Origin of the sequence: Bradyrhizobium sp. USDA 223 (assembly GCF_044909005.1) — a bacterium.
GTDB lineage: Bacteria > Pseudomonadota > Alphaproteobacteria > Rhizobiales > Xanthobacteraceae > Bradyrhizobium > Bradyrhizobium yuanmingense.
This window is the reverse complement of the sequence record NZ_JBIYDR010000001.1, coordinates 107,162-125,970: the sequence shown is the minus strand read 5'-3', so window position 1 is coordinate 125,970 and position 18,809 is coordinate 107,162. Positions and strand designations below refer to the sequence as shown.

General features: G+C 58.0%; 17 protein-coding genes and 4 pseudogenes. 4 read left to right on the top strand and 17 right to left on the bottom strand.

Annotated elements, in window-relative coordinates; all coding sequences use genetic code 11:
• Positions 1–659: 659 nt before the first annotated feature.
• The 4 genes from nifT to ABIA40_RS00565 all read right to left on the bottom strand — a co-directional run bounded on the left by nifT (position 660) and on the right by ABIA40_RS00565 (position 2,699).
• Positions 660–881, bottom strand: a complete 222-nt coding sequence (gene nifT / locus ABIA40_RS00580) for a putative nitrogen fixation protein NifT (protein ID WP_404538150.1) — start codon at positions 879–881, stop codon at positions 660–662.
• Between the two features lie 5 nt (positions 882–886).
• A complete protein-coding gene (gene nifS, locus ABIA40_RS00575) occupies positions 887–2,059 on the bottom strand; it encodes a cysteine desulfurase NifS (protein WP_404538147.1) in 1,173 nt (390 codons plus the stop codon).
• A complete protein-coding gene (locus ABIA40_RS00570) occupies positions 2,056–2,283 on the bottom strand; it encodes a NifU family protein (RefSeq protein ID WP_370158051.1) in 228 nt (75 codons plus the stop codon). Before ABIA40_RS00570 ends, nifS begins: the two co-directional genes overlap by 4 nt.
• Positions 2,284–2,378: 95 nt before the next feature.
• Positions 2,379–2,699 (bottom strand): iron-sulfur cluster assembly accessory protein, encoded by a 321-nt coding sequence (locus ABIA40_RS00565; protein ID WP_225124653.1) that lies wholly within the window; start codon positions 2,697–2,699, stop codon positions 2,379–2,381.
• A gap of 250 nt (positions 2,700–2,949) precedes the next feature.
• Here ABIA40_RS00565 and ABIA40_RS00560 point away from each other — a divergent pair, with 250 nt between their 5' ends.
• A complete protein-coding gene (locus ABIA40_RS00560) occupies positions 2,950–3,540 on the top strand; it encodes a hypothetical protein (protein ID WP_036014903.1) in 591 nt (196 codons plus the stop codon).
• An 8-nt stretch (positions 3,541–3,548) separates the two neighbouring features.
• Here ABIA40_RS00560 and ABIA40_RS00555 read toward each other — a convergent pair whose 3' ends face one another.
• Positions 3,549–3,944 (bottom strand): Rieske 2Fe-2S domain-containing protein, encoded by a 396-nt coding sequence (locus ABIA40_RS00555; RefSeq protein WP_036014905.1) that lies wholly within the window; start codon positions 3,942–3,944, stop codon positions 3,549–3,551.
• A 787-nt stretch (positions 3,945–4,731) separates the two neighbouring features.
• On the opposite strand from ABIA40_RS00555, the pseudogene ABIA40_RS00550 reads away from it, so the two are divergent.
• A pseudogene (locus ABIA40_RS00550) lies at positions 4,732–5,590 on the top strand (IS5/IS1182 family transposase); the annotation flags it as partial.
• Between the two features lie 1,147 nt (positions 5,591–6,737).
• Here the strand turns inward: ABIA40_RS00550 and ABIA40_RS00545 are convergent.
• Complete coding sequence (locus ABIA40_RS00545; protein ID WP_404538143.1) at positions 6,738–7,727, bottom strand: host specificity protein; 990 nt, start codon at positions 7,725–7,727, stop codon at positions 6,738–6,740.
• 199 nt (positions 7,728–7,926) lie between these two features.
• Here ABIA40_RS00545 and ABIA40_RS00540 point away from each other — a divergent pair.
• Positions 7,927–8,081, top strand: a pseudogene (locus tag ABIA40_RS00540) (IS5/IS1182 family transposase); the annotation flags it as partial.
• A gap of 543 nt (positions 8,082–8,624) precedes the next feature.
• Positions 8,625–8,783, top strand: coding sequence for a hypothetical protein (locus ABIA40_RS00535; RefSeq protein ID WP_404538140.1), 159 nt, complete (start codon positions 8,625–8,627; stop codon positions 8,781–8,783).
• Positions 8,784–8,821: 38 nt separating this feature from the next.
• On the opposite strand, the gene fdxB is transcribed toward ABIA40_RS00535, so the two are convergent.
• The 11 genes and pseudogenes from fdxB to ABIA40_RS00480 all read right to left on the bottom strand — a co-directional run bounded on the left by fdxB (position 8,822) and on the right by ABIA40_RS00480 (position 18,514).
• Complete coding sequence (gene fdxB / locus ABIA40_RS00530; RefSeq protein ID WP_036014911.1) at positions 8,822–9,121, bottom strand: ferredoxin III, nif-specific; 300 nt, start codon at positions 9,119–9,121, stop codon at positions 8,822–8,824.
• A 12-nt stretch (positions 9,122–9,133) separates the two neighbouring features.
• Positions 9,134–9,334 (bottom strand): CCE_0567 family metalloprotein, encoded by a 201-nt coding sequence (locus tag ABIA40_RS00525; RefSeq protein ID WP_036014914.1) that lies wholly within the window; start codon positions 9,332–9,334, stop codon positions 9,134–9,136.
• Positions 9,335–9,346: 12 nt separating this feature from the next.
• Positions 9,347–9,811: a NifX-associated nitrogen fixation protein gene (locus ABIA40_RS00520; RefSeq protein WP_225124657.1), complete on the bottom strand. Its 465-nt coding sequence runs from the start codon at positions 9,809–9,811 to the stop codon at positions 9,347–9,349.
• 6 nt (positions 9,812–9,817) lie between these two features.
• Positions 9,818–10,213, bottom strand: coding sequence for a nitrogen fixation protein NifX (gene nifX / locus ABIA40_RS00515; RefSeq protein ID WP_036014919.1), 396 nt, complete (start codon positions 10,211–10,213; stop codon positions 9,818–9,820).
• A complete protein-coding gene (nifN, locus tag ABIA40_RS00510) occupies positions 10,210–11,619 on the bottom strand; it encodes a nitrogenase iron-molybdenum cofactor biosynthesis protein NifN (protein ID WP_404538136.1) in 1,410 nt (469 codons plus the stop codon). Before nifN ends, nifX begins: the two co-directional genes overlap by 4 nt.
• 9 nt (positions 11,620–11,628) lie before the next feature.
• Complete coding sequence (gene nifE, locus ABIA40_RS00505) at positions 11,629–13,272, bottom strand: nitrogenase iron-molybdenum cofactor biosynthesis protein NifE (protein WP_404538134.1); 1,644 nt, start codon at positions 13,270–13,272, stop codon at positions 11,629–11,631.
• Between the two features lie 94 nt (positions 13,273–13,366).
• Positions 13,367–14,923 (bottom strand): nitrogenase molybdenum-iron protein subunit beta, encoded by a 1,557-nt coding sequence (nifK, locus tag ABIA40_RS00500; RefSeq protein ID WP_404538131.1) that lies wholly within the window; start codon positions 14,921–14,923, stop codon positions 13,367–13,369.
• A gap of 65 nt (positions 14,924–14,988) precedes the next feature.
• On the bottom strand, positions 14,989–16,491 hold the full coding sequence (nifD, locus tag ABIA40_RS00495; protein ID WP_036014927.1) for a nitrogenase molybdenum-iron protein alpha chain: 1,503 nt from the start codon (positions 16,489–16,491) through the stop codon (positions 14,989–14,991).
• 463 nt (positions 16,492–16,954) lie between these two features.
• A pseudogene (locus ABIA40_RS00490) lies at positions 16,955–17,549 on the bottom strand (aminotransferase class V-fold PLP-dependent enzyme); the annotation flags it as partial.
• Positions 17,539–17,876: pseudogene (gene sufC, locus ABIA40_RS00485) on the bottom strand (Fe-S cluster assembly ATPase SufC); the annotation flags it as partial. The pseudogenes ABIA40_RS00490 and sufC, both read right to left, overlap by 11 nt.
• Positions 17,873–18,514, bottom strand: a complete 642-nt coding sequence (locus tag ABIA40_RS00480; protein ID WP_225124661.1) for a cupin domain-containing protein — start codon at positions 18,512–18,514, stop codon at positions 17,873–17,875. The pseudogene sufC and the gene ABIA40_RS00480, both read right to left, overlap by 4 nt.
• Positions 18,515–18,809 lie beyond the last annotated feature (295 nt).

Here is an 18,809-nt window from a genome sequence, read left to right as displayed (position 1 = left end):
CCCAGGACCATCCTTGAGCGAGCCTCAAGAAGCCGGGTAGCAACTTGCATGCCATGGCCAGAATGATGCATTCGCAGCCGCAGGCCATCGAGTCAGCGCAACGTTAGCACTGGCGCATGCAACAACAGCAATGATGAGCTTGTTGGCAAAGCGACAGATACGTCGCCATCCTCACCCAGAGCTCCATGCCTTGCGCATTCATTCTCGCGCTAAGCTCACCCGAACCCGGCTCCATCCAATGCGTTTGCCGCGTTGCGGTTCTCGCAAGCCCGATACACGCTGGGGGATCCGGGCTCGACAAGGTCAGTAGTGGCTACCACGGATCCTGCTGGACGCCCAGCGACGGGGCGCAAGATGGAGTGTAACCGCCTCGGCTCAACTGAGCGAGCGATTGTCCGCGTCATCAATTCCGTTGCGACAGCCCTATGTTTGCTAATTTCGATATGCTGGGTCGCCGCTGACCGCATTGCCCGTAACTCGCTGCGGCGGCGCAAACTTACTGGCGAAGAAGCCGGCCAATGCGTCTGGCGTGGTCGGCAGAACGGATCTGCGCCATTCAGCGTGGCCAGGACGATATGGAACGATGCTCGGGGCCCTCAAACCAACGAGAGCGCCCCACGCAGCCGCCGCAACGACAAAGTCGATCTGCGGGAGTGTCTTCACGGATCGTGCCCGGTCTCGTCCCGTTTTTTCGCATTGATTGTGATCGGCAACCGGGTGTCCCTTGCCATCTCGGGCAAATCGAGCACCCAACCATTAGCCACTTTGATCCAGCCGCCCCATAGCGTCTCGTACTCGGATTCCACGATTGGCTCTTCGAGATCCTTTTTTGGCACGTAGATGGACAGGCCCTCCGGAGACCGGCGGATCATGATTTTCACGAGGTCTACTCCTTAACTGTGACGCGGGCGATGGCGCGCATGCGAGCCACAATGTCGGACACAGCGCACACGACCTCATCGACCTCCGCGAAGGAGGTCTCACGCGACAGAGAAAAGCGCACGGCGCCGCGCATCCGCCATCTCGGCACCCGCATGGCGGTCAGAACATGCGATGACTGCATTGAGCCGGCGGCGCATGCTGATCCGAGCGACACGGCTATGCCTGCCCGATCGAGATGGTGGGCGATGGCTTCGCCTTCGAGATGGTCGAAGGCTATATTGGCGGTGTTCATCAACCGGTTGCGGATATCGCCGAGCACAACGCACTCCCCATTGCGCAAGATTCCGTGTTCAAGGCGGTCGCGCAAAGCGCCAATGCGAACTCGATCAGGTTCAAGCCGCTCCGCCGCAAGGTCGGCAGCTTTTCCCAGGCCAACGATCCCGGGAACATTCTCGGTCCCGCCGCGGCGCCCTCGTTCCTGTGATCCGCCGCAGATTAGCGGCCGGAATTTAGTTCCTTTGCGCAAATATAGTGCGCCGACCCCCTTGGGGCCGTGCAGTTTGTGCGCGGATAGCGACAGCATGTCGATCGCGCTGTCCTTTAGGTTCAAGCGCACCTTACCAATGGCCTGGACCGCATCTGTGTGAAACAGCGCGCCCGCCTCACGGGTCAATCCGGCCAGAAACTCCACAGGAAACATCGTTCCGGTCTCGTTATTGGCCCACATAACCGAGGCAATCGCTGTGCGTGGCCCAAGCGCGCAGCGAAACGCCTCGATATCGAGCCGCCCGCAATCATCTACGGGTACTATGTGCGTCTTGATTCCCCATGTCACCAATTGCTGAGTTTGCGCAAGTACAGCGGAGTGCTCAACCGAAGTGGTGACAATCTCGTCTCGCTCTTCCTGCGTCGCCAGCGCAGAGAGGATCGCGGCATTATTGGCTTCGGTCCCTCCTGAGGTGAAGACGATTTCATGATCGTGCGCGTTACCTAACAGGTCCCTCAGGCTTCGCCGGGCCTGCCTCACAGCAACTGCGACGTCGTTGCCGAAGGCATGCGTCGAAGAGGCATTGCCGAAGTTCTCAGTGAAGAACGGCAACATCGCTTGCACGACGGACGGATCAGTCCGCGTCGTTGCATTGTTATCGAGGTAAATCGGCACTCGATCTTTGCTCAATTCACCGCCCCACCTGTACCAGCAACGAGGATTAGCCGACTAAATCCGCGGATTTTATCCACCAGCCGCGCCTGCGCACCTCCCACGCTCGCCCCCGAAAGCTTACACGACGTACAGGGACCGGCCAGCCGAGCCATGAACATGCTGCCATCGATGCCGATCAGCTGCCAGTCGCCACTGTGGAGTTGCAGATGAGGCATGATATCTTCGAGCGCGCCGCGAATGCGACGCTGTCGTAATGGACGACGATTGCCTCAGTTCTTTTGGCTCGACCGGCGCATTCGATGTTTTCTCCTCATCACCTGGACAATGTTTTTCATCAGCAGAACGATTTCCCGCAGGAGCAGTTCGCGGTGGCGTTCGGGTTGTGAAAAGTAAATCCAGAGCCCTCCAGCGCCACGACGAAATCGATGGTCGTACCGAATAGATGCTCGCAGCTCTTGCTATCGACGAACACCTTCAGCCCATCGCATTCGATCACGGTGTCGTCAGGCTTCGGTTCCTCGGCCAGACCCATCTTGTATTTGAATCCATTGCAGCCGCCTGCTTCAATGATGACGCGCAGACCGCCGGACGGGCGCGTGGACGATGACATCGCACTCTTGATTGCATTCACTGCGCTATCGGTCAGGTTGATCACGTCTTTCCCTCATCAGCTTGAACATAGCCAAGAGCAAGTCACGTGCCAGCGCGCAGACGCTTAATGATGCGCGCCTCGTACGTTGGCTTTGGAACAGGTGTCGGGTTTCTTACAAGCTACTTGAGGCGGTGCCAGCCAATCACGCGCTCTCTTCTTAGGCCGGGCCGCTACGCTGCGGCGGCAGGCAATTTGCATCGCATCTGGCACCGACCAACGGGTCGGTGAAGAGCTTAGATCGAGGACTAATTTAATGACTGCAATCGAGAACACCGCACTCGGCAGATTTGAGAAGGAGGGCCGCCTGCTCAACGCCGTACTCAAAGGTGCGACTACCAAGCCGGGCCGGTTCGGCTTTCGTGGCGACGTCGCACTGAAGTTCCAGGCTCAGGTCGCGGACGAGAAGCGACCGCCGGACTATTCGATCGAGCAGGTTCTGACCATCGCGCAGGACGGAGAACGCACTATTCCGGTGCTGGCCGGATACCTACACTCCTTCGCGTATCTTGCTGACGTCGCGACCGTCCTTGACGGCGCCTTGAGCCCAACCGGAAGCTACTTCATGTTTTGCAACAACATCGATTTGCTGGCGAAGTACAGAGTGAAGTTCGGCGATATTAACTTCCACGTCTTACCCTGCGATGAATCCACCGTTTGGAAGGAGATGATGGACCTGGTCGGGCTGAACAAGGACGACATCAAGAAGCTCGATCCGCGCGGTAAGCTTGATTACCTCCTCGATGCCGCAAAGGATCTCGATCTGTCCTATGAGGAGATCTCTTACGACGACGGGCTAAAGAGGATGGAGCCGGTGAAAAACCGCAACGAGAACCGCCCGGTCTGAGGCGGTCTTCAGTTGTTGGGCGATGCATCGTCTTCGACAAGACGCACGCCGAGGACACAGATATCACCATCCAGAACTGCCAACGCGATCGGCGTGAGCGTTCTACCCTGACATGGACCTTCGACACACCGGCCGGTGCCGAGTTCGAAGGTCGAACCGTGCTTGCCGCACATCAGTCGGATACCGTATGGGTCCAGGAATTGGTTCCGCTCCCAGTCCAAATTGACGCTGTTGTGAGGGCATTTATTGACATAGCCGAGTACCTTTTTGCCCCAGCGCACCACAATGATGGACCACGGTCGGTGATTGCCATCATCATCGACGACCATAAGATGGAATCCCATGGCCTGGCGGCTCGGAATGTCGTTAAAGCCGCAAATCGCATAGATCGCGTCTGGCTGCATTCATCGCTCGTTTATTGCAAAACGTTCTTCATCAGTCGCGTGCAATCGAGCCTGCAAGAACTGTACAAGTGTCGGAACGTGTTTCCGGCAATCCAACCGCAAGCTTCGCCGCCTCATTGGCGTTGACGCACAATTCAGAACAATTCGCAGGAGCATTGAGCCTTGCTGCCCTTTCCATGCCGGGCTGCGCAGCTACAGCTTTCGCGCTCCAACCTTTCTGGACCATTTGCCGGACTGCTAAACTCGATGGCTGGTTGCTGCTCGCTAATCGTCACGCTGCGGAAGGCCCGGTTCCGATGCCCTGCGACCGTATCCATCGCGGCATCGCAAGTGCCTTCCCAGAAAGTGAACGCTCGCTCCCCGCCCGCGAGGGGCGCCCGAGGCGAACGTGCGCCCCCTTTTAGGCTAGCCCTTGCGCCCGCGCGTGGAACGGCGAAATGTCCGTCATTTCCGGCCCGCAGTTGCAGCCACTTTACTCCACGAAGAGCTCCCTACTAAGAGCGTGCTCCAAGTAAAGTGAAGGCTCATCGTCTGAGGAATCCGACTCGAACCTTCCCTCAGTATCGATACCACCGCCTTCAGCTTTCGAAAGATACTTCGTCGCCGGTGAAGAACGGCTGAGCGAACGAGTTAGAATCGCACTTTGTCGTTGTGGACTGGTTTGCAACTGCGGGGTTTTAGTGCACCGGGCATCGGAGCCTTGGAATTTCATTTTCAGTTCCGTCGAATCGCCGCCAGCCATAATTCCGTCGTCGCACGAAGGTGGCGATGCGGCCGAAGAACGTGTTTCCAGTACTTCACCGGCGAAGAGTTCTTTCAGCACGCCTCCCCGCACGAGCGCTGGGGACCTGAGCCACTGGCGCAAGCGGCCGACAAGCTGGAGGTGTTGCAGGCCAACAGCCTGCGGGTGGCGCACGAGGACGGCACGTTATCGAATCAGGACCTCAGGCGGGTCACGGTCGACACTACTGTGCAGCGAAGGCCATCACCTTCCCCACCGACCAAGCTGCTGCCCCCGGGGATCAAGGGGATCAGCCGCCTGGCGAACAAGCCCGGGGTCAAGCTCCGGCAGTCCTATCTTGGTATTACCAACACCGCGGCAATGATGGCTTCCGGCTACGCCCTTGCAAGCAATTCAAGCGGCATCACCGCCAGTTGCGCATCCTGCGCAGCCGGCTGGGCCGGATCATCCGCGAGATCCGCCGCAAGATCGAAGGTCAGTCTGCGCTCGAGAACGCGTTCACCCTTCTGCTTGGAAGGGCCACGCAAATTCGCGCGCAGCGGCAGCGCCAGCGCGACTGCAGCTGCATTCTTTCCACGCCTCGGACGCGAAGTGCCTCGGCGATGGAGGGGCGCCAGTGCACCTGATATTTCGGTGCACCCGCGCCGCGCCTTCATCTCCGGCCAAAAGCACGGGGTCTTCGGCATCATCAAGCGCGAGCTGCGCCGCCCCTCCGCCATCGAACCCGTCATAGGACAACTGAAGGCCGATGGTCACCTCGGCCGCTGTTACCTCAAAGGCCGCGCCGTCGGCGCCGACAATCACCCTCTCCGCCGTCGGCCACAACTTCCGCCGCATCCTCACCTGGCTGAGCACTCTTTGGCGCACCACCATCATTGTTGCCCTCAGCGACCATCATCGCTGAAAACGGCTTCCTAACGAAGACCACGTATGCGTTCAAGAACGAGGACGGCGTGTCCCAGGCGCCGGCACCAGCCTATATCATCGCGAAGAAACTACCTCGCCGAACCCGGCTATCGACTCCCGATCGAAGAAGGTGGCTTACTTATTGGCCTGGCCCGAGATGACCGAACCTTCGAGCTTCGCTAGACTATGCGGAAATGTGAGTGATGACGGCCTGAGATAGGCGGCGTATCGAGGCGGGTGTCGAAGGCCGCCAAAATCTCTCCAGGAGAGCGATACGCCATGAATGACACTACCAATACTGTTCCATCAGGCGCGAGCTCCTGATTGACATCAAGCAAAGCGCGGGTTGCAGATCGGCCCGGAAATTGCCGTCGGCGACGGCGCGCTCGGCTTCTGGAAGGCTTCCCGGCACCCGACACCCGCGATGCTAGGTGCACAACACCGTCAATATCGTGGACAAGGTACCGCTCTCGGTGCAAGCCGCCAACAGAGGGATTCGCGCCAAGTCTATTTGGCGCCGAATCGGACGTCCGCCCGCAGCGGCAATCGACGTCTTTGCGAACAACACCGCGCCAGATGCGGACGGGCAGACGAATGATCGCCGCAATCGTCGTCTCACCATGAAGAAAAACGCTAGTCTATCTCATCCGTCGTTCGCAGTTGATCGCAATGCTCGGCAGGGAAGTCGTAGAAGGCCAGCAGGGTTTCGCGGTCCTTGACCAGGCTCGTGGCCAAGTTTGACCGTCCCGCAGAGAGACCATATCATTTCCAGGTTGCTTATCCTCGATCGGATTCATGATCACTTCATGGTTCTCTTTGAGCGCCCGCCGCCGCTCTTACGGGCTCTGCTTTGGTGCATTGACGATGTCGCCGACTGTATCAAGATGCCCCGCTCAAGCAGGATTGGTCGGTAGACCGCCGCCCTAGCCAACCGCGGTGGGGGAGCACCGGGCGGCGCAGCGCCAGCGGCAGCTGAGGGCTAAGCCGCGTTGGCGGCGAGCGGCCCAGCGCTGATCGGGCAGCACTCTGGGCGCGATCCCGCCGCCTGACGCAAGCGCGTGTTGAAGTGGCGAGCCATTCCTACAGCAACATACTCAATGAGCTCGAGTAGCCACCGCTTTCAGGCCCGACCTCGTCCACAGCGACTATTCGGCAGCCGACCCCGGGCCTAGATTGAGGCGCTCGAAGTACCAAGACGTGTCATCGCCTGACGACTCTGTCTCATCACTTGCTTCACTCGAAGCTCGCTCGATGTTCGCCTGAGCACCACTACTCTCGGCGGCAAGATATCCTTCAGGTTTGCCTACACGTTGCCATTTACCTTCGTCGTTATGCGTCCACTTGTCGGGATGCTGGTGAGGATCAAGTACCCAGTGATTCTTATCACTCACAGGAACAAAGCCCATCTGAGCCAGACGGGACTCGATGCCTGGGAACGCAGGTTTTGACATTATCAATGCTTGTTCGCCGTCTTGCCGAAGCTGATGTTCAAGTAGAATATCGCCAGCGTTCTCGACGAGCGGATGAGTAACCCGAAGATCTACTTGGGATGTGACCGCGTTGCGACCGGGAAACTGGGCGCTGAATCGCCTTCCTCCTACCCGAAGTCCGCCTTCTGTCCTCAGAAGCCCGACAGTTTTGTCACCCAAGCGATAGGCGTAATATCGCGCCTGGTCGGTGTCTTCGTCAGTGTGACCATAGGTTCTAGCAATGTTTGCCGCGCGCTCAGCTTTTGTGGATATGAAATCCGAGTACTCCAGTGGACGCTCGGCAATGTACTTGATGTCGTCGCCATAGAAGGCCTTCACTTCTTCCCCGAACTCATCACTGTCGATCTCTTTGATCGGAGGTTGGGAAGTTACAGAGTACGGCCGTGTCGCTGCCTGAGACGAACTTGGGCCAGCATCGGGCGCCATGCCTGCAAGCCTTTCCGCAAAGCCCTCGTCATCTGAATGCCTTGCTTCATCAGCCTGGGTAGCGCTTGTGGATTGGCTAGATGAGCCAACAATTCGGCCATACATCGGATCGCTCTCCTGTCGGTACGGTTTAGGGGTGCAGAGCTCGCGTTGCTCGAGCTCTACCGAGGATGGTAAGATGTCTAGCTGACCACGAGCTGACGCGCCGAGGTTGAGCATCTGTCGCCGGCTCTTGTGAGAGGAAGCTAACTCCTCGTCAGTGAAGAGCGGCTAAGCAAATGAGCTAGAACCGCATCTCATCGTTGTGGACTGATCTGCGAAGGCACGGTCTTGGTGCACCGGGCATCGGAGTCTTGGAATTTCATTTTCAGGACTCCGTCGAATCGACAGCCATAATTCCGTCGCATCGGATGTGGCGATACGGCCGAAGAAGCACAGGACGACGGGGATCGGGCAATCTGTTCCGGGCCAGGCTGGACCAGATCGTCAATATGAAGCACGCGCGGTTCAGCTCGCCGGCAAGGTCGATTGGGACTGGATCGACATCCGCCGCTGTACAGCGAGAACGGCCGGCGCGCCGCAGGTCCACGAGCTTGTTTCGAGCAGGCGGGATCGAGCCACACAACCTGCGAATGCAACGCCGCAAATTGCTCGCGACGCTCGGTCAGCGGCAGTTGGGCATCCTGCGCGCCTAGCCAAAGACCCTTTGGCGTCTCTTCCTGACCGCCGATGGCACTGAGTTCCGGCCAGAGATGCGCGCCGGATGAGGCAGTCTTAAACCACACCAGATGCGCCTTCGGCGGAACAAGCGTCCCCGCCGGGACGAAGGTGTTGGCAATCTTGAAGTCGTCCCTGCTCCTTGTGGAGACGACCGCGGAAAGAACTATGAACCCGGCAGTGGATCACGTTTACTATCGGGGTTGACACCGTGCCTGCGATTAAAAGAACGGACGACTACCTTGTCGACCCGCTTCCACACGTCGTTCTCGTTCCTCGTCCACACTTCGGGGTGCTGGTTAGGATCAAGCACTCAGTGGTTGTGGCCCACGTGAACAACACCCGGTTCCGCTAGACGGGCTCCATGCCTCTCCTTGCAGGACGTGACAAGACCAACGGATGATCGCCCTCCTCTCGCATTTGATGTTCCAGGAAGATATCGCCCGCGTTCTCGCGCGGATGAGTAACCTGAAGACCTACCACGGACGTGATATCGTTGCGGCCCAGCTGTTCCTGAAAATGCTCTCCTTCCATCCGAGCCGGGCCTGCTGCTGTTAAAGCTGCTGCTCCTAAAGGCCCCGGAGAGCTGCCTTCGCTCATGCAGCTTCGGCTGCAGCTGAAACGTGGGTCTGGCAGTCGGCCGGGCAAACCCTGGCGCACGCACCGCAGCCGATGCAGGCACCCTGATCGTTCAGGACCATGATCTTCTTCTCGATCTCATCGTCCTCGTCATTGTCGAGGTCGATAAGTTCGCCTTCCTCGTTGATTCCTTTCAAGGTCATGACATCTCGACCGCACACCTTGAAACAGCGGCCACAGCCGATGCATTTCTTTGCATCGATCGTGATCAAGTATTGTGGCGTCCAGTCGCGTCCGTCTCGTGTTTGAAACGACATGCATTGCTCCCTCTAGGTATTCTCCAGCGCCTTTAAGGCGAGGCTCTTGCGCTCAAGTTCGGCATAAGCATCGTACGCCTTCTGCGCGACCACCATGATCGAGGTCCAGTTGATGGGCAGTTCTTCCGAAAGGTCGTGCAGATCCATCTTGGCCTGAATCGCCTTGGCGGACACCTTCCTTAGTTCGGCCTTCAGTGTTTCACGATCGCTCATGAGTGTGCATCCTCAATAGTTCGCCACGTCAGGGAATTTCCGAATCAGGTCAACTCCATCCCTGACATATTTATCCCCCTCCTGAGCCAGCTTGACGAAACTGTCGAATCCGAAGCGATGCACGTCGCGCAGCTGCTTGTTTACGGCGACCAACCGCCCTGCGATGAGCACTATGCGCCCGAAGCCTTCATGATGCAGCTTCAGAATCGGCTGAATCATTACGCCGGTCTCCCTCTCTACTGACAGCGCAACTGCATTGAAGAACAGCTCAAGCCGCCACAGTGTCTTGGCATCGGGATCACCGATAATCGGCAATGCGCGCCGCTTCTCCATGTTCAGGATATAGGGTTCGAGCAGATCACGGTCGCTCTTCCCTTCCCAGGCTCCGTTGGTATCCTGAGCACGCCAAATCTTGACCAAATCGATGAGGAATGGCGCGTCGACCGGGCTGGCCTGCTGCTCTATTTTTGCGGTCATATCACCTCATTCATCAAACTCGAACGTTCTCCCCTGGTCCTTTGCCATGACCTTGCGCAGCCAGGGAGGTGGTGTGCCCTTCAGCACCCGCTCGAGTTTTTCTAGGAGCACTAGAATGTTTTCTGGTTTGCTCACCTTGATAGGATGGATTTTGTTGGCCACCACTCGCGCAGCCGCTGCACCACCAATGGCAGCGACGTAAAGGATTGCGCAATCCTTGATAGCCTCGATCTTTGGCGCCAACTTATCATCGCTGCCGTCTTCCTTAAGATCGCCATCAAACTCGATCGCTTTAACAAACACGTGCCCGCCAGGAGCGACATCGTAGATTGCGATATTCTTTGCCCAACCAAAATGAGCATCGACGCGTCTCAGGTCCTGAGTGGCAAACGCAACTTTCATGCAACCGACCTCTCAGCCGCGACGGTGGAGCTGCGATGGCCCGCGCATCGTGGCAGTACGCGCCCAGTCCGCCACTTATCGGGCGTAGGCTGATCGTTCTCGTCGCGATGCGCGATCACGAGATTCGCGATTTCGAAGATCACATTCCGCGTACCACGGTAGCCTACCGATAGCTGGTGTCCCGCGCCAAGTCGATCGAATATCGGAAAACCTGCGCGATAGAACGGCACCTTCAGCCGCGCCGCCGCTTGCCTTCCATGCGAATGCGCGATCAGCAGATCGCAGTTGTTCTTTTTGGCAAGGCCTTCCAGATCTTCGAGATCGCCAATGATTACCTCCTTGGTCTTGATCCGTTCGATCACCTCCGACTGAGTAGTCGTCACGGCAACGGCCACCTGCGTGCCCATATCGTTCAGCATGCCGGACAAATCAAACAGAAGGTCTGGCTCAGCACCGATTGCGAGCTTGCGACCGCCAATATGGAAGTGCGCATCCAGCATGGCATCTGTGAGCTGACCGCGCTGGCGTCGATATTTCAAGGGTATCGGGCGGCCGCTGATCTCACTCAAAAACGTCATGAACTCATCATTCGGACAAAGGCCACACAGCCGCTCGAAGACACGAAAAGGCACGCCGGTCTTTGCCTGCATGACCTCTGCAGCTCGCCGCATCTGCGCACCGATTGCAATCGTCCACCCGGCGCGACCCATATCCGCAATTTGGCCGACGCCGATGCCGCCGATGGTCGTTGGCGTAAACTCATCCGGGATATGCCCATCGAGCGATCCCGCCAGGTCAGGGAGGAAGGACGGAGACAACCCGAAATCCTCCAGTATGACACGGAGTTCATCAAGATCGCCGGGCGTGAGGTGACATCCCGGCAGAACATTCACCCTCGATGGATCCCTCAGGCGACTGGCATTTGGCCCATCCACCAGCACCTCCACAATGCGCGCGACAGCCTTCTCCCAGCCGTCCTGGAACGCACCCTTGAAATCAGGTGTCGAGACGTAAACGAGCGGCAACTTTGCGAGTTGCGGATGCTTGCTCCGGATCAGCTTGAGGTAGGCATCCACATCGTCGCCGTTGGTCTCGGTGACACCAGTCGAGCAGATTCCGATGACCTTTGGCTTAGCTCGCTTGTAGATGTTCAGTATCGCCTGCTCGAGATTCTCATAACCACCCAGTACAGTCGTGACCTCACTCATCGCGGTGGTCTGCAGCGGTACAGCCTCTTTGAAATGCCGGACAAAGAGCGTGAGCCCGAAGGATGTGCACCCCTGGGAGCCGTGCAGAAGCGGCACTGCCCCGCCCAGCCCCATGAAGGCGAATGCGCCGCCGATCGGCTGGCTCATCTTCAGCGGGTTGACAGCGCAGGCTTTTGTTGGCGTCGTGACGATGGCCATGACGCCGCCCTACTCTGCGGCCTGCCGCATGGCAGATGGCTCGGACACCAAGATCTCCTCGATACGTCTTTGACAGCAGCCACCGACCGCATTGGTATGCTCCCTGACCGCTTCGACGCTCCTCAGGCGATGCGCGTAGATTGCATCCTCGATCGTGCCCAGATCGACCCTGTTGCACATGCAGATCTTCCTGGCGCGGCGCGACTTTTCGGCGAGCGCCGGGTCGGCGAGCGCGGTCGCGGGCGATTGCATCTGCTCCATCGCCTTGGCCAACGCCTCCCATGGCGCAGGTCGACGTAGCTGCTTCCACATCGGACTGGAGAGCGACTTATCGATCTCCTCCACCAGCTTGACCATTCCGACATAGCCCATATAGGCGTGGCAACGCTCCTGGTTGATATCGAGCCAAGGCACCGCCGCTTTCAGCGCGACGAACTGCGACTTTCCGCCCGATAGCATGATGTCCGCCTTTGCGCCCTTCAGCATCTCGTACATTTCGCGCGGCGTCATATTCTCGATCATGTGGGCATCATGCCCCATGAGCTCCTTAATGCGCTCCTTATCTTCCTTGGTCGATTTTTTTACGCTGGTGCCGACTACCTCAAGCCCGGCTTCCTGGAGTGCCGCAACGACCGACCATGACTTGACGCCGCCGGTCATTAACAAGGCCTTTTTGCCTTCGAACCGTGGCTTATACGGCTCGATCGCACCCCAGGCCCACGCTTCCTCGCGCGCGATCAACGCTTCGGTACGCCCGAGCAGATCTGTCGGGGCGCCGCGTTCAACCAATAAGCGGGCAATCTGCCGTAGCGATTCGCTCGAATCTTGAATACCGTAGAAAGAACCCTCGAAGAATGGAATCCCGTAGCGTTGCTCCATCTTGCGTGCGACGTTGATCATGGACTTTGAGCACACCAACATCGACGCCCGTGCGCGATGAGATGAAGCGACTTCGCGATATTTGCCGTCGCCTGAGATGCAGCAGAGAATTCGCACTCCAAGCTCATCTAGTAATGGCTTCACTTGCCAGAGCTCGCCCGAAAGATTGTATTCTCCGATCAGATTGATGTCGTACGGGGTGGTGTAGTCCGGTTCTCGTGTACCGATCACATAGTCAAGCAAGGCCTCGCCGGCCAGCTTGTTGCCGAGGTTCTTCGAACCGACGAAGCCCGGAGAATTGATCGGGATCACCGGCTTTAGAAATCTTCGAGATGCCGCCTTGCAGACTGCGTTGATGTCGTCGCCGATCATCGCTGGGATGCAGGTTTGATAAACGAAGATGGCGGACGGATCGTACTTGTCGATGATCTCCTTGATCGCCTTGCAAAGCCGCTTCTCGCCTCCGAATACAATATCGGTTTCGCTCAAATCGGTTGTGAATGCGGTGCGCCACAGATCCGAGCCGGACGACACCGCACCCCGATTGTCCCAGGAATTGCCCTCGCACGCGATCGGACCATGTACCAAGTGAGCCACGTCGGTGAACGGCTGCAGCGCAACCTTGGCGCCATCGAAAGCACAGCCCCCGGCAGCACTACCCGGCTGCAGCTGTTTGGTGCAGCCGTTCCTGCGTTCAGCCTCCGACTTACTGCCATTCTTGGCGCAGCCCGGCTCGTCGAAGATATTCTGGACCGTGGCCGCTAGTGAACTCATCCTGTTTCCTCTCAGGGCGAACAAATTGCAAAGTCAACGACCATGTGCTCGTGCCATCGTCCATTGCTTGGGCGATGGCACGCGCAGTCGCTCATCAGCGAATGATGTCGAAGCTGTAGTCCGTTTTGCCAAGAACGTTGGTGTTTTTGTCGATCTCGTCGAAGATCTTGTCCAGGATCTTCACCAGCACATTCAGGCCGCCCTGATAGCCCCATAGGGGGGAGCGGTGATGGTGATGCCGATCAAAAATCGGAAAGCCGATGCGGATCAGTGGCGTTCCGGTATCACGCTCCAGGTACTTCCCGTAGGTGTTGCCAATCAGAAAATCGACGGGCTCGGTAAACAGAAGTGAGCGCATGTGCCAGAGGTCTCGGCCGGGATAGGCTTGGCAGCCCTGTCCAAATGGCGAGCTTGCAAGCAGCGCCTGCATTTTTTCCTGCCATGCCTTGTTGCCGTTGGTAGACAGCACATGGGTCGGTTCGGCGCCGAGTTCGAGCAGAAACGCAGCCAATCCATAGCAAAGATCCGGATCGCCATAGATCGCGAACTTCTTGCCATGAACATGCGCGCTGGAGTCGGCGATGGCGTCCACCAGGCGGCCACGTTCTCGCGCAAGTTGCTCGGGAATCTCCTTGCCGCTGAGGCGTGACAGCGCGACGATGAAGTCATCCGTTGCAGATAAGCCCACCGGGTAGTTGAAGGATACGACGTCCTGGCCATGCTCCGCCACGAATGGCAGCGTCTTTTCCGTGCACCACTGTTGCATGGAGATAGTCGCCTTGGCATGAATCGCGTTCGCCGCATCCTCCAGCGTCGTACCACCGTCATACATCCGGAATTCGCCGTCGGTCGGAGTATCAAAGACTTCCGAATTGTCGGCGAGAACCGTATGCTGGATGCCCATCAATTCCAAGATGCGCTTGATCTCGCGAAGGTTCCCAACGGTATAGCCATCGAACCCGCCAATGATGTTGATCGCCCCATTCGGTTTGCGCTCAAGCTTCGGCGCTGTTCCGGCCTTGCCGTCCCAAAAATGCTCCAGAATGCCCTTGAGCGCATTGTCATAGCCGGTGACGTGGCTGCCGACGAACGCCGGCGTGTGGGCGAACGGCACGTCGAAGTCCGCCGGAACCGAGCCTTTTTCTTTCGAAGTCTTGATGAAGGCGTTGAGGTCATCGCCGATCACCTCGGCCATGCAGGTTGTGGAAACGGCAATCATCTTGGGCTTATACATGTTGTAGCTGTTCGCGAGCCCGTCGATCATGTTGTTCAGACCGCCGAATACGGCAGCGTCTTCCGTCATTGACGAAGAGACACAGGAGCTAGGCTCCTTGAAGTGCCGCGACAAATGACTGCGGTAATAGGCCACACAGCCTTGCGAGCCGTGGACGAAGGGCAACGTGCGCTCAAAGCCAACAGATGCGAATACGGCGCCAAGCGGCTGGCACGCCTTGGCCGGATTTACCGCTAGCGCCTCTCGCGCGAAGTTTTTCTCGCGATATTCGGCGGTTTTCGTCCATTCCTTGATACGTTCGACCTCGGCGGGATGGCGAGGGTTCTCGAATATCTTCTTCTTGGCCAGCATCTGCTGGTATTCTGGACCGCGGAACAGTTCGACATGATCGATCACGTGCTCGGCACTCTGCGCCATTGGTGAAATCCTTCACTATCGTCGAGATTGGTATCGCCCGGCTTTCCCAAGCGAGATGAGTTGCTTTATTCCGCAGCCTGGAGCTTGGCCCTCGAAGCTTCCTTCCAGGGGGCCTTCGTTTTCTTCCAAATCGGCGAGTTGACAGCCATGTCCATGTCGCGCGCAAAGATCGCGAATCCGTCATAGCCGTGATATGGACCCGAATAGTCCCAAGAGTGCATCTGCCGGAACGGCACACCCATCTTTTGAAAAACGTACTTTTCCTTGATACCCGACCCTACAAGGTCAGGCTGGAGCTTTTCAACGAAGTGCTCGAACTCATAGCCATTGACGTCATCGTAGATAAGCGTGCTGTCCTTCACGTAGTGCTGAGCTGTGCGCTGATAGTCATCGTTGTGACCGAACTCGTATCCGGTGCCAATGACTTCCATCCCCAGGTCCTCATATGCGCCAATAACATGACGCGGACGGAGCCCGCCGACGTACAGCATCACCGTCTTGCCCTCCAAGCGAGGCCGATATTTAGCGATCACCGCATTCACGAGCGGCTGATACTTCTGGATTACCCGCTCGGCGCCTTCCTTGATCTTGTCGTCGAAATAACCCGCAATCTTGCGCAATGACTCTGCGATCTTTGATGGTCCGAAGAAATTGTACTCGCACCACGGGATACCGAACTTCTCTTCCATGTGGCGTGAGATGTAGTTCATCGAACGGTAGCAATGCAGAATGTTAAGCTTTGCCTTCGGCGTTGCTTCGAGCTCAGCCAGTGAGCCGTCGCCGGACCACTGCGCGATTACCCGCAGGCCCATCTCCTCCAGCAGAATTCGTGATGACCAGGCGTCGCCGCCGATATTGTAGTCTCCGATAATCGCAACATCGTACGGCGTCGGCTCGAACTTGGGTTTGCCATCGCCCTCGAGATGGCCGAAAATCCAATCGCGCACCGCATCGTTCGCAATGTGATGGCCCAGTGACTGCGACACGCCCCGGAAGCCCTCACAACGGACCGGCACGATGGTCTTGCCGCCATATTCCTTGGATTTCGCTCGTGACACGGCTTCGATATCGTCACCGATCAATCCGATCGGGCATTCCGATTGGATCGTGATGCCGTTGTTAAGTGGAAACAGCTCTTGGATTTCATCAAGAATTTTGACCAGTTTTTTGTCGCCGCCGAATACGATGTCCTTCTCCTGGAAGTCGGAGGTGAACTGCAGGGTCACAAAGCTATCGATACCCGTGGTGCCAACGTAATAGTTGCGACGCGAGCCCCACGAATACTGACCGCAGCCGACGGGGCCATGGCTGATATGAACCATGTCCTTGATTGGTCCCCAGACCACCCCCTTTGACCCTGCATAGGCGCAGCCTCTGATCGTCATCACGCCAGGTATGGATTTGATGTTGGACTTCACGCCGCAGTCTGACTTTCCGGCCTGGTGAACATTGAGGTGCTTGGCACGCCGTTTCGCGGTTTTCTCCGGATAGACCTTCAGCACCTCCTCGATCAGCTCTTTGTTGCGAGCCCTGATTTCTGCGGTGCTCTGGGTCGTGGCGAGACTCATCTGATGTCCTTCAAAGGTTTGCTGTTGCGAGGGCGGCTTCTTGATCCAAGACTTTTGCAACCAGCATGCCAGTGTCTCGCGAGCACCAAAACTGCAACAATCAAAACTACTTAGCGAGCCTCGTGCGGTGACACGGGCGTTGTTGCGAATCCGACATCACGCTTTCGCAGAGAACTCTTGGTGTGGCCCCGTTCGAAATGGAACAAGGCGGGCTCTGCCTGAAATTCCCTACCCAGTTCTGGATCTTATCCGCGACTGCAGCGCTCTGCGATTGAAGGCGGAAGTCGGCCGCAAGGCCGGCTGGCCGACACAGGCTTGCCAATGCTTCTATACTTACTGAAACCTACAGATGCTCACCTGCTGCGATGATGATGACGTGCACGATCCATGCTGCAGAGCTCAACGCGAGCTGCCTCGCCACGTGAACGCTCGCCAGGTCACGCGAGCAGTTGCCACGGCCTGATAAGGGCACGCACAGCACATCGAGCTCTTCGCATGTATTGTAGTCCAAGGGACACACGGCACGTCGCCAGCAGGCCGAAACACTTGAGCAGCGGCATCGCACAGTGCGCCCCCGCCCGCACGGCTACACCGGCGCGGTCAAGGATGGTGGCAATATCATGCGCATGTGTTCCCTTCACTTCAAACGAAATGATCGGCCCTTCTCGGCCGGCGTCCCGATCATGCGCACGAAGTTGATGGCCTGAGCCCCTCCTCCGGGTAAGCGAGCAGTATCTTCTCGGGCGTGTGGATCTGCACCTTGCCTATTGAATTGATGTAATCGACAGCGGCGCCGAAACCGATGGGCTTCGACGATCGGCGGCGTACCCGCTTTGAACCGGTGTGGCGGATCGCCGTAAACGACACTGGAACGCGAACTCGCGAATCATCTCCCCGTCGCCATTGGAGGGCGACATCGAGGCCAGTGCTCAGACTTGCCGTAAAGTACCCCGACCCCAGTCGGGCCATACAGTTTGTGACCCGTCATGACTTAGAATTCGCAATCGATGTCGCAGAAGTCGGCGTTCAGATGGACGCATTCCTTGCGAGCCGTCGACCCGGCGAACGCAAGCGGTTGATTGCGTTGGCGACGATACGCAGCGCGTCGATGTCGAGGCTAGCATCGATCTCGTCGAGGACGCAGAGGCTCGGCTGGAACAGCGCCATCTCCAAAACTTGGTTGCGCTTCCTCTCGCCACCGAAGAAGCCGACATTGAAGCCGCGCTTGAGCATGTCCTGGGCAATGTTAAGCCAACCGTCTCTTTTCAAAAATTTGCGGGTGGAGAATTCCTGCTCGCCGCGCGCCTTGCGCTGGGCGTTCAGTGCGGCCCGCAGGAAGTTCATTGTAGTCACGCCGGAAACTCGACCGGATACTGGAATGCTAGGACGCCTCAAACGCCGGAGAATCGGTCTGGCGCAGGGTCGTCACCCAGATCACGCGCGCCACCTGCTGGGTCGGGTTGTCGAACATGTGCGGCACGATGCTCGGAAAACGAAAGCTGTCGCCGGCTTCCAGCACATGGGCCTCGTTGTCGAGCCAAAGCCGCAGGCTGCCCGAGAGGATGTAGCCCGCCTTCTCGCCGGTGTGCTGCAGGAAGTCGGTGCCGGAGGAGGCGCCGGGATTGAGCGTGAGCTCGTAGAGCTCGAGCTGGCCTTTGCCTTCCGGGGTCAGCGCTTCCTTGACGACGCCGCTGGCGGTGAGTCGCAGCAGCCGCCGGTTGGACTTGCGCACGATGTAGCGCTGCCCGTCGGCGGGATCGCTGCTCTCGAAAAAATAGGAGATGGGGACGTCGAGCGCGATGCCGAGCAGGCGCAGCGTGCGGATCGAGGGCATCGCGCGTGCGCGTTCGAGCTGGCTGATCATGCCGGTGGACAGGCCGGTCTTGTTGGCGACGTCCTGGATCGAAAGGCCGGCGCGCTGCCGCAGCAGCCGCACGGTTTCACCCAGGCGCTGGTCGACCGCATCGTCAGCTTCGATCGCCGAAGCGGCCTTGGTGACGTTGGTATCGCCGCGACCATCCATGTCGCTCTCCCGTGCATCATCTCAGCCTCGGGCATCGCGCCCCCGGCTTCAGTCGGAGTGAAAAGCTGGCGCATTCTAGCAATGCGGTGACGGCTGTATTTAGTCGTGAAGAACTTTTGCTAGAAAAATTTAGAAGCACTAAAGCCCACTCCTGTCCCTTTGCCGGGGTCTCGGGACGGCACGCTCATTACGCCGCAAGCTCTGCGAGCGACTCGCGCAAGTCACCACGGACTCGCGGCTAGCATGTGAGAAAACAGGAGACGGATAGGAAAGGCGGCGGTGTCGATAGCGTTTT

Coding starts and splice junctions, on each gene's coding strand:
- ABIA40_RS00520 (WP_225124657.1), bottom strand. CDS start 9,811: ATGACCGCAAAAATAGAGCAGCAGGCCAGCCCGGTCGACGCGCCATTC.
- ABIA40_RS00545 (WP_404538143.1), bottom strand. CDS start 7,727: ATGCTCAACCTCGGCGCGTCAGCTCGTGGTCAGCTAGACATCTTACCA.
- ABIA40_RS00480 (WP_225124661.1), bottom strand. CDS start 18,514: ATGGATGGTCGCGGCGATACCAACGTCACCAAGGCCGCTTCGGCGATC.
- ABIA40_RS00525 (WP_036014914.1), bottom strand. CDS start 9,334: ATGAGCGATCGTGAAACACTGAAGGCCGAACTAAGGAAGGTGTCCGCC.
- nifK (WP_404538131.1), bottom strand. CDS start 14,923: ATGGCGCAGAGTGCCGAGCACGTGATCGATCATGTCGAACTGTTCCGC.
- nifX (WP_036014919.1), bottom strand. CDS start 10,213: ATGAAAGTTGCGTTTGCCACTCAGGACCTGAGACGCGTCGATGCTCAT.
- fdxB (WP_036014911.1), bottom strand. CDS start 9,121: ATGTCGTTTCAAACACGAGACGGACGCGACTGGACGCCACAATACTTG.
- nifD (WP_036014927.1), bottom strand. CDS start 16,491: ATGAGTCTCGCCACGACCCAGAGCACCGCAGAAATCAGGGCTCGCAAC.
- ABIA40_RS00555 (WP_036014905.1), bottom strand. CDS start 3,944: ATGCAGCCAGACGCGATCTATGCGATTTGCGGCTTTAACGACATTCCG.
- nifN (WP_404538136.1), bottom strand. CDS start 11,619: ATGGCCATCGTCACGACGCCAACAAAAGCCTGCGCTGTCAACCCGCTG.
- ABIA40_RS00535 (WP_404538140.1), top strand. CDS start 8,625: ATGATCGCCCTCCTCTCGCATTTGATGTTCCAGGAAGATATCGCCCGC.
- ABIA40_RS00560 (WP_036014903.1), top strand. CDS start 2,950: ATGACTGCAATCGAGAACACCGCACTCGGCAGATTTGAGAAGGAGGGC.
- nifE (WP_404538134.1), bottom strand. CDS start 13,272: ATGAGTTCACTAGCGGCCACGGTCCAGAATATCTTCGACGAGCCGGGC.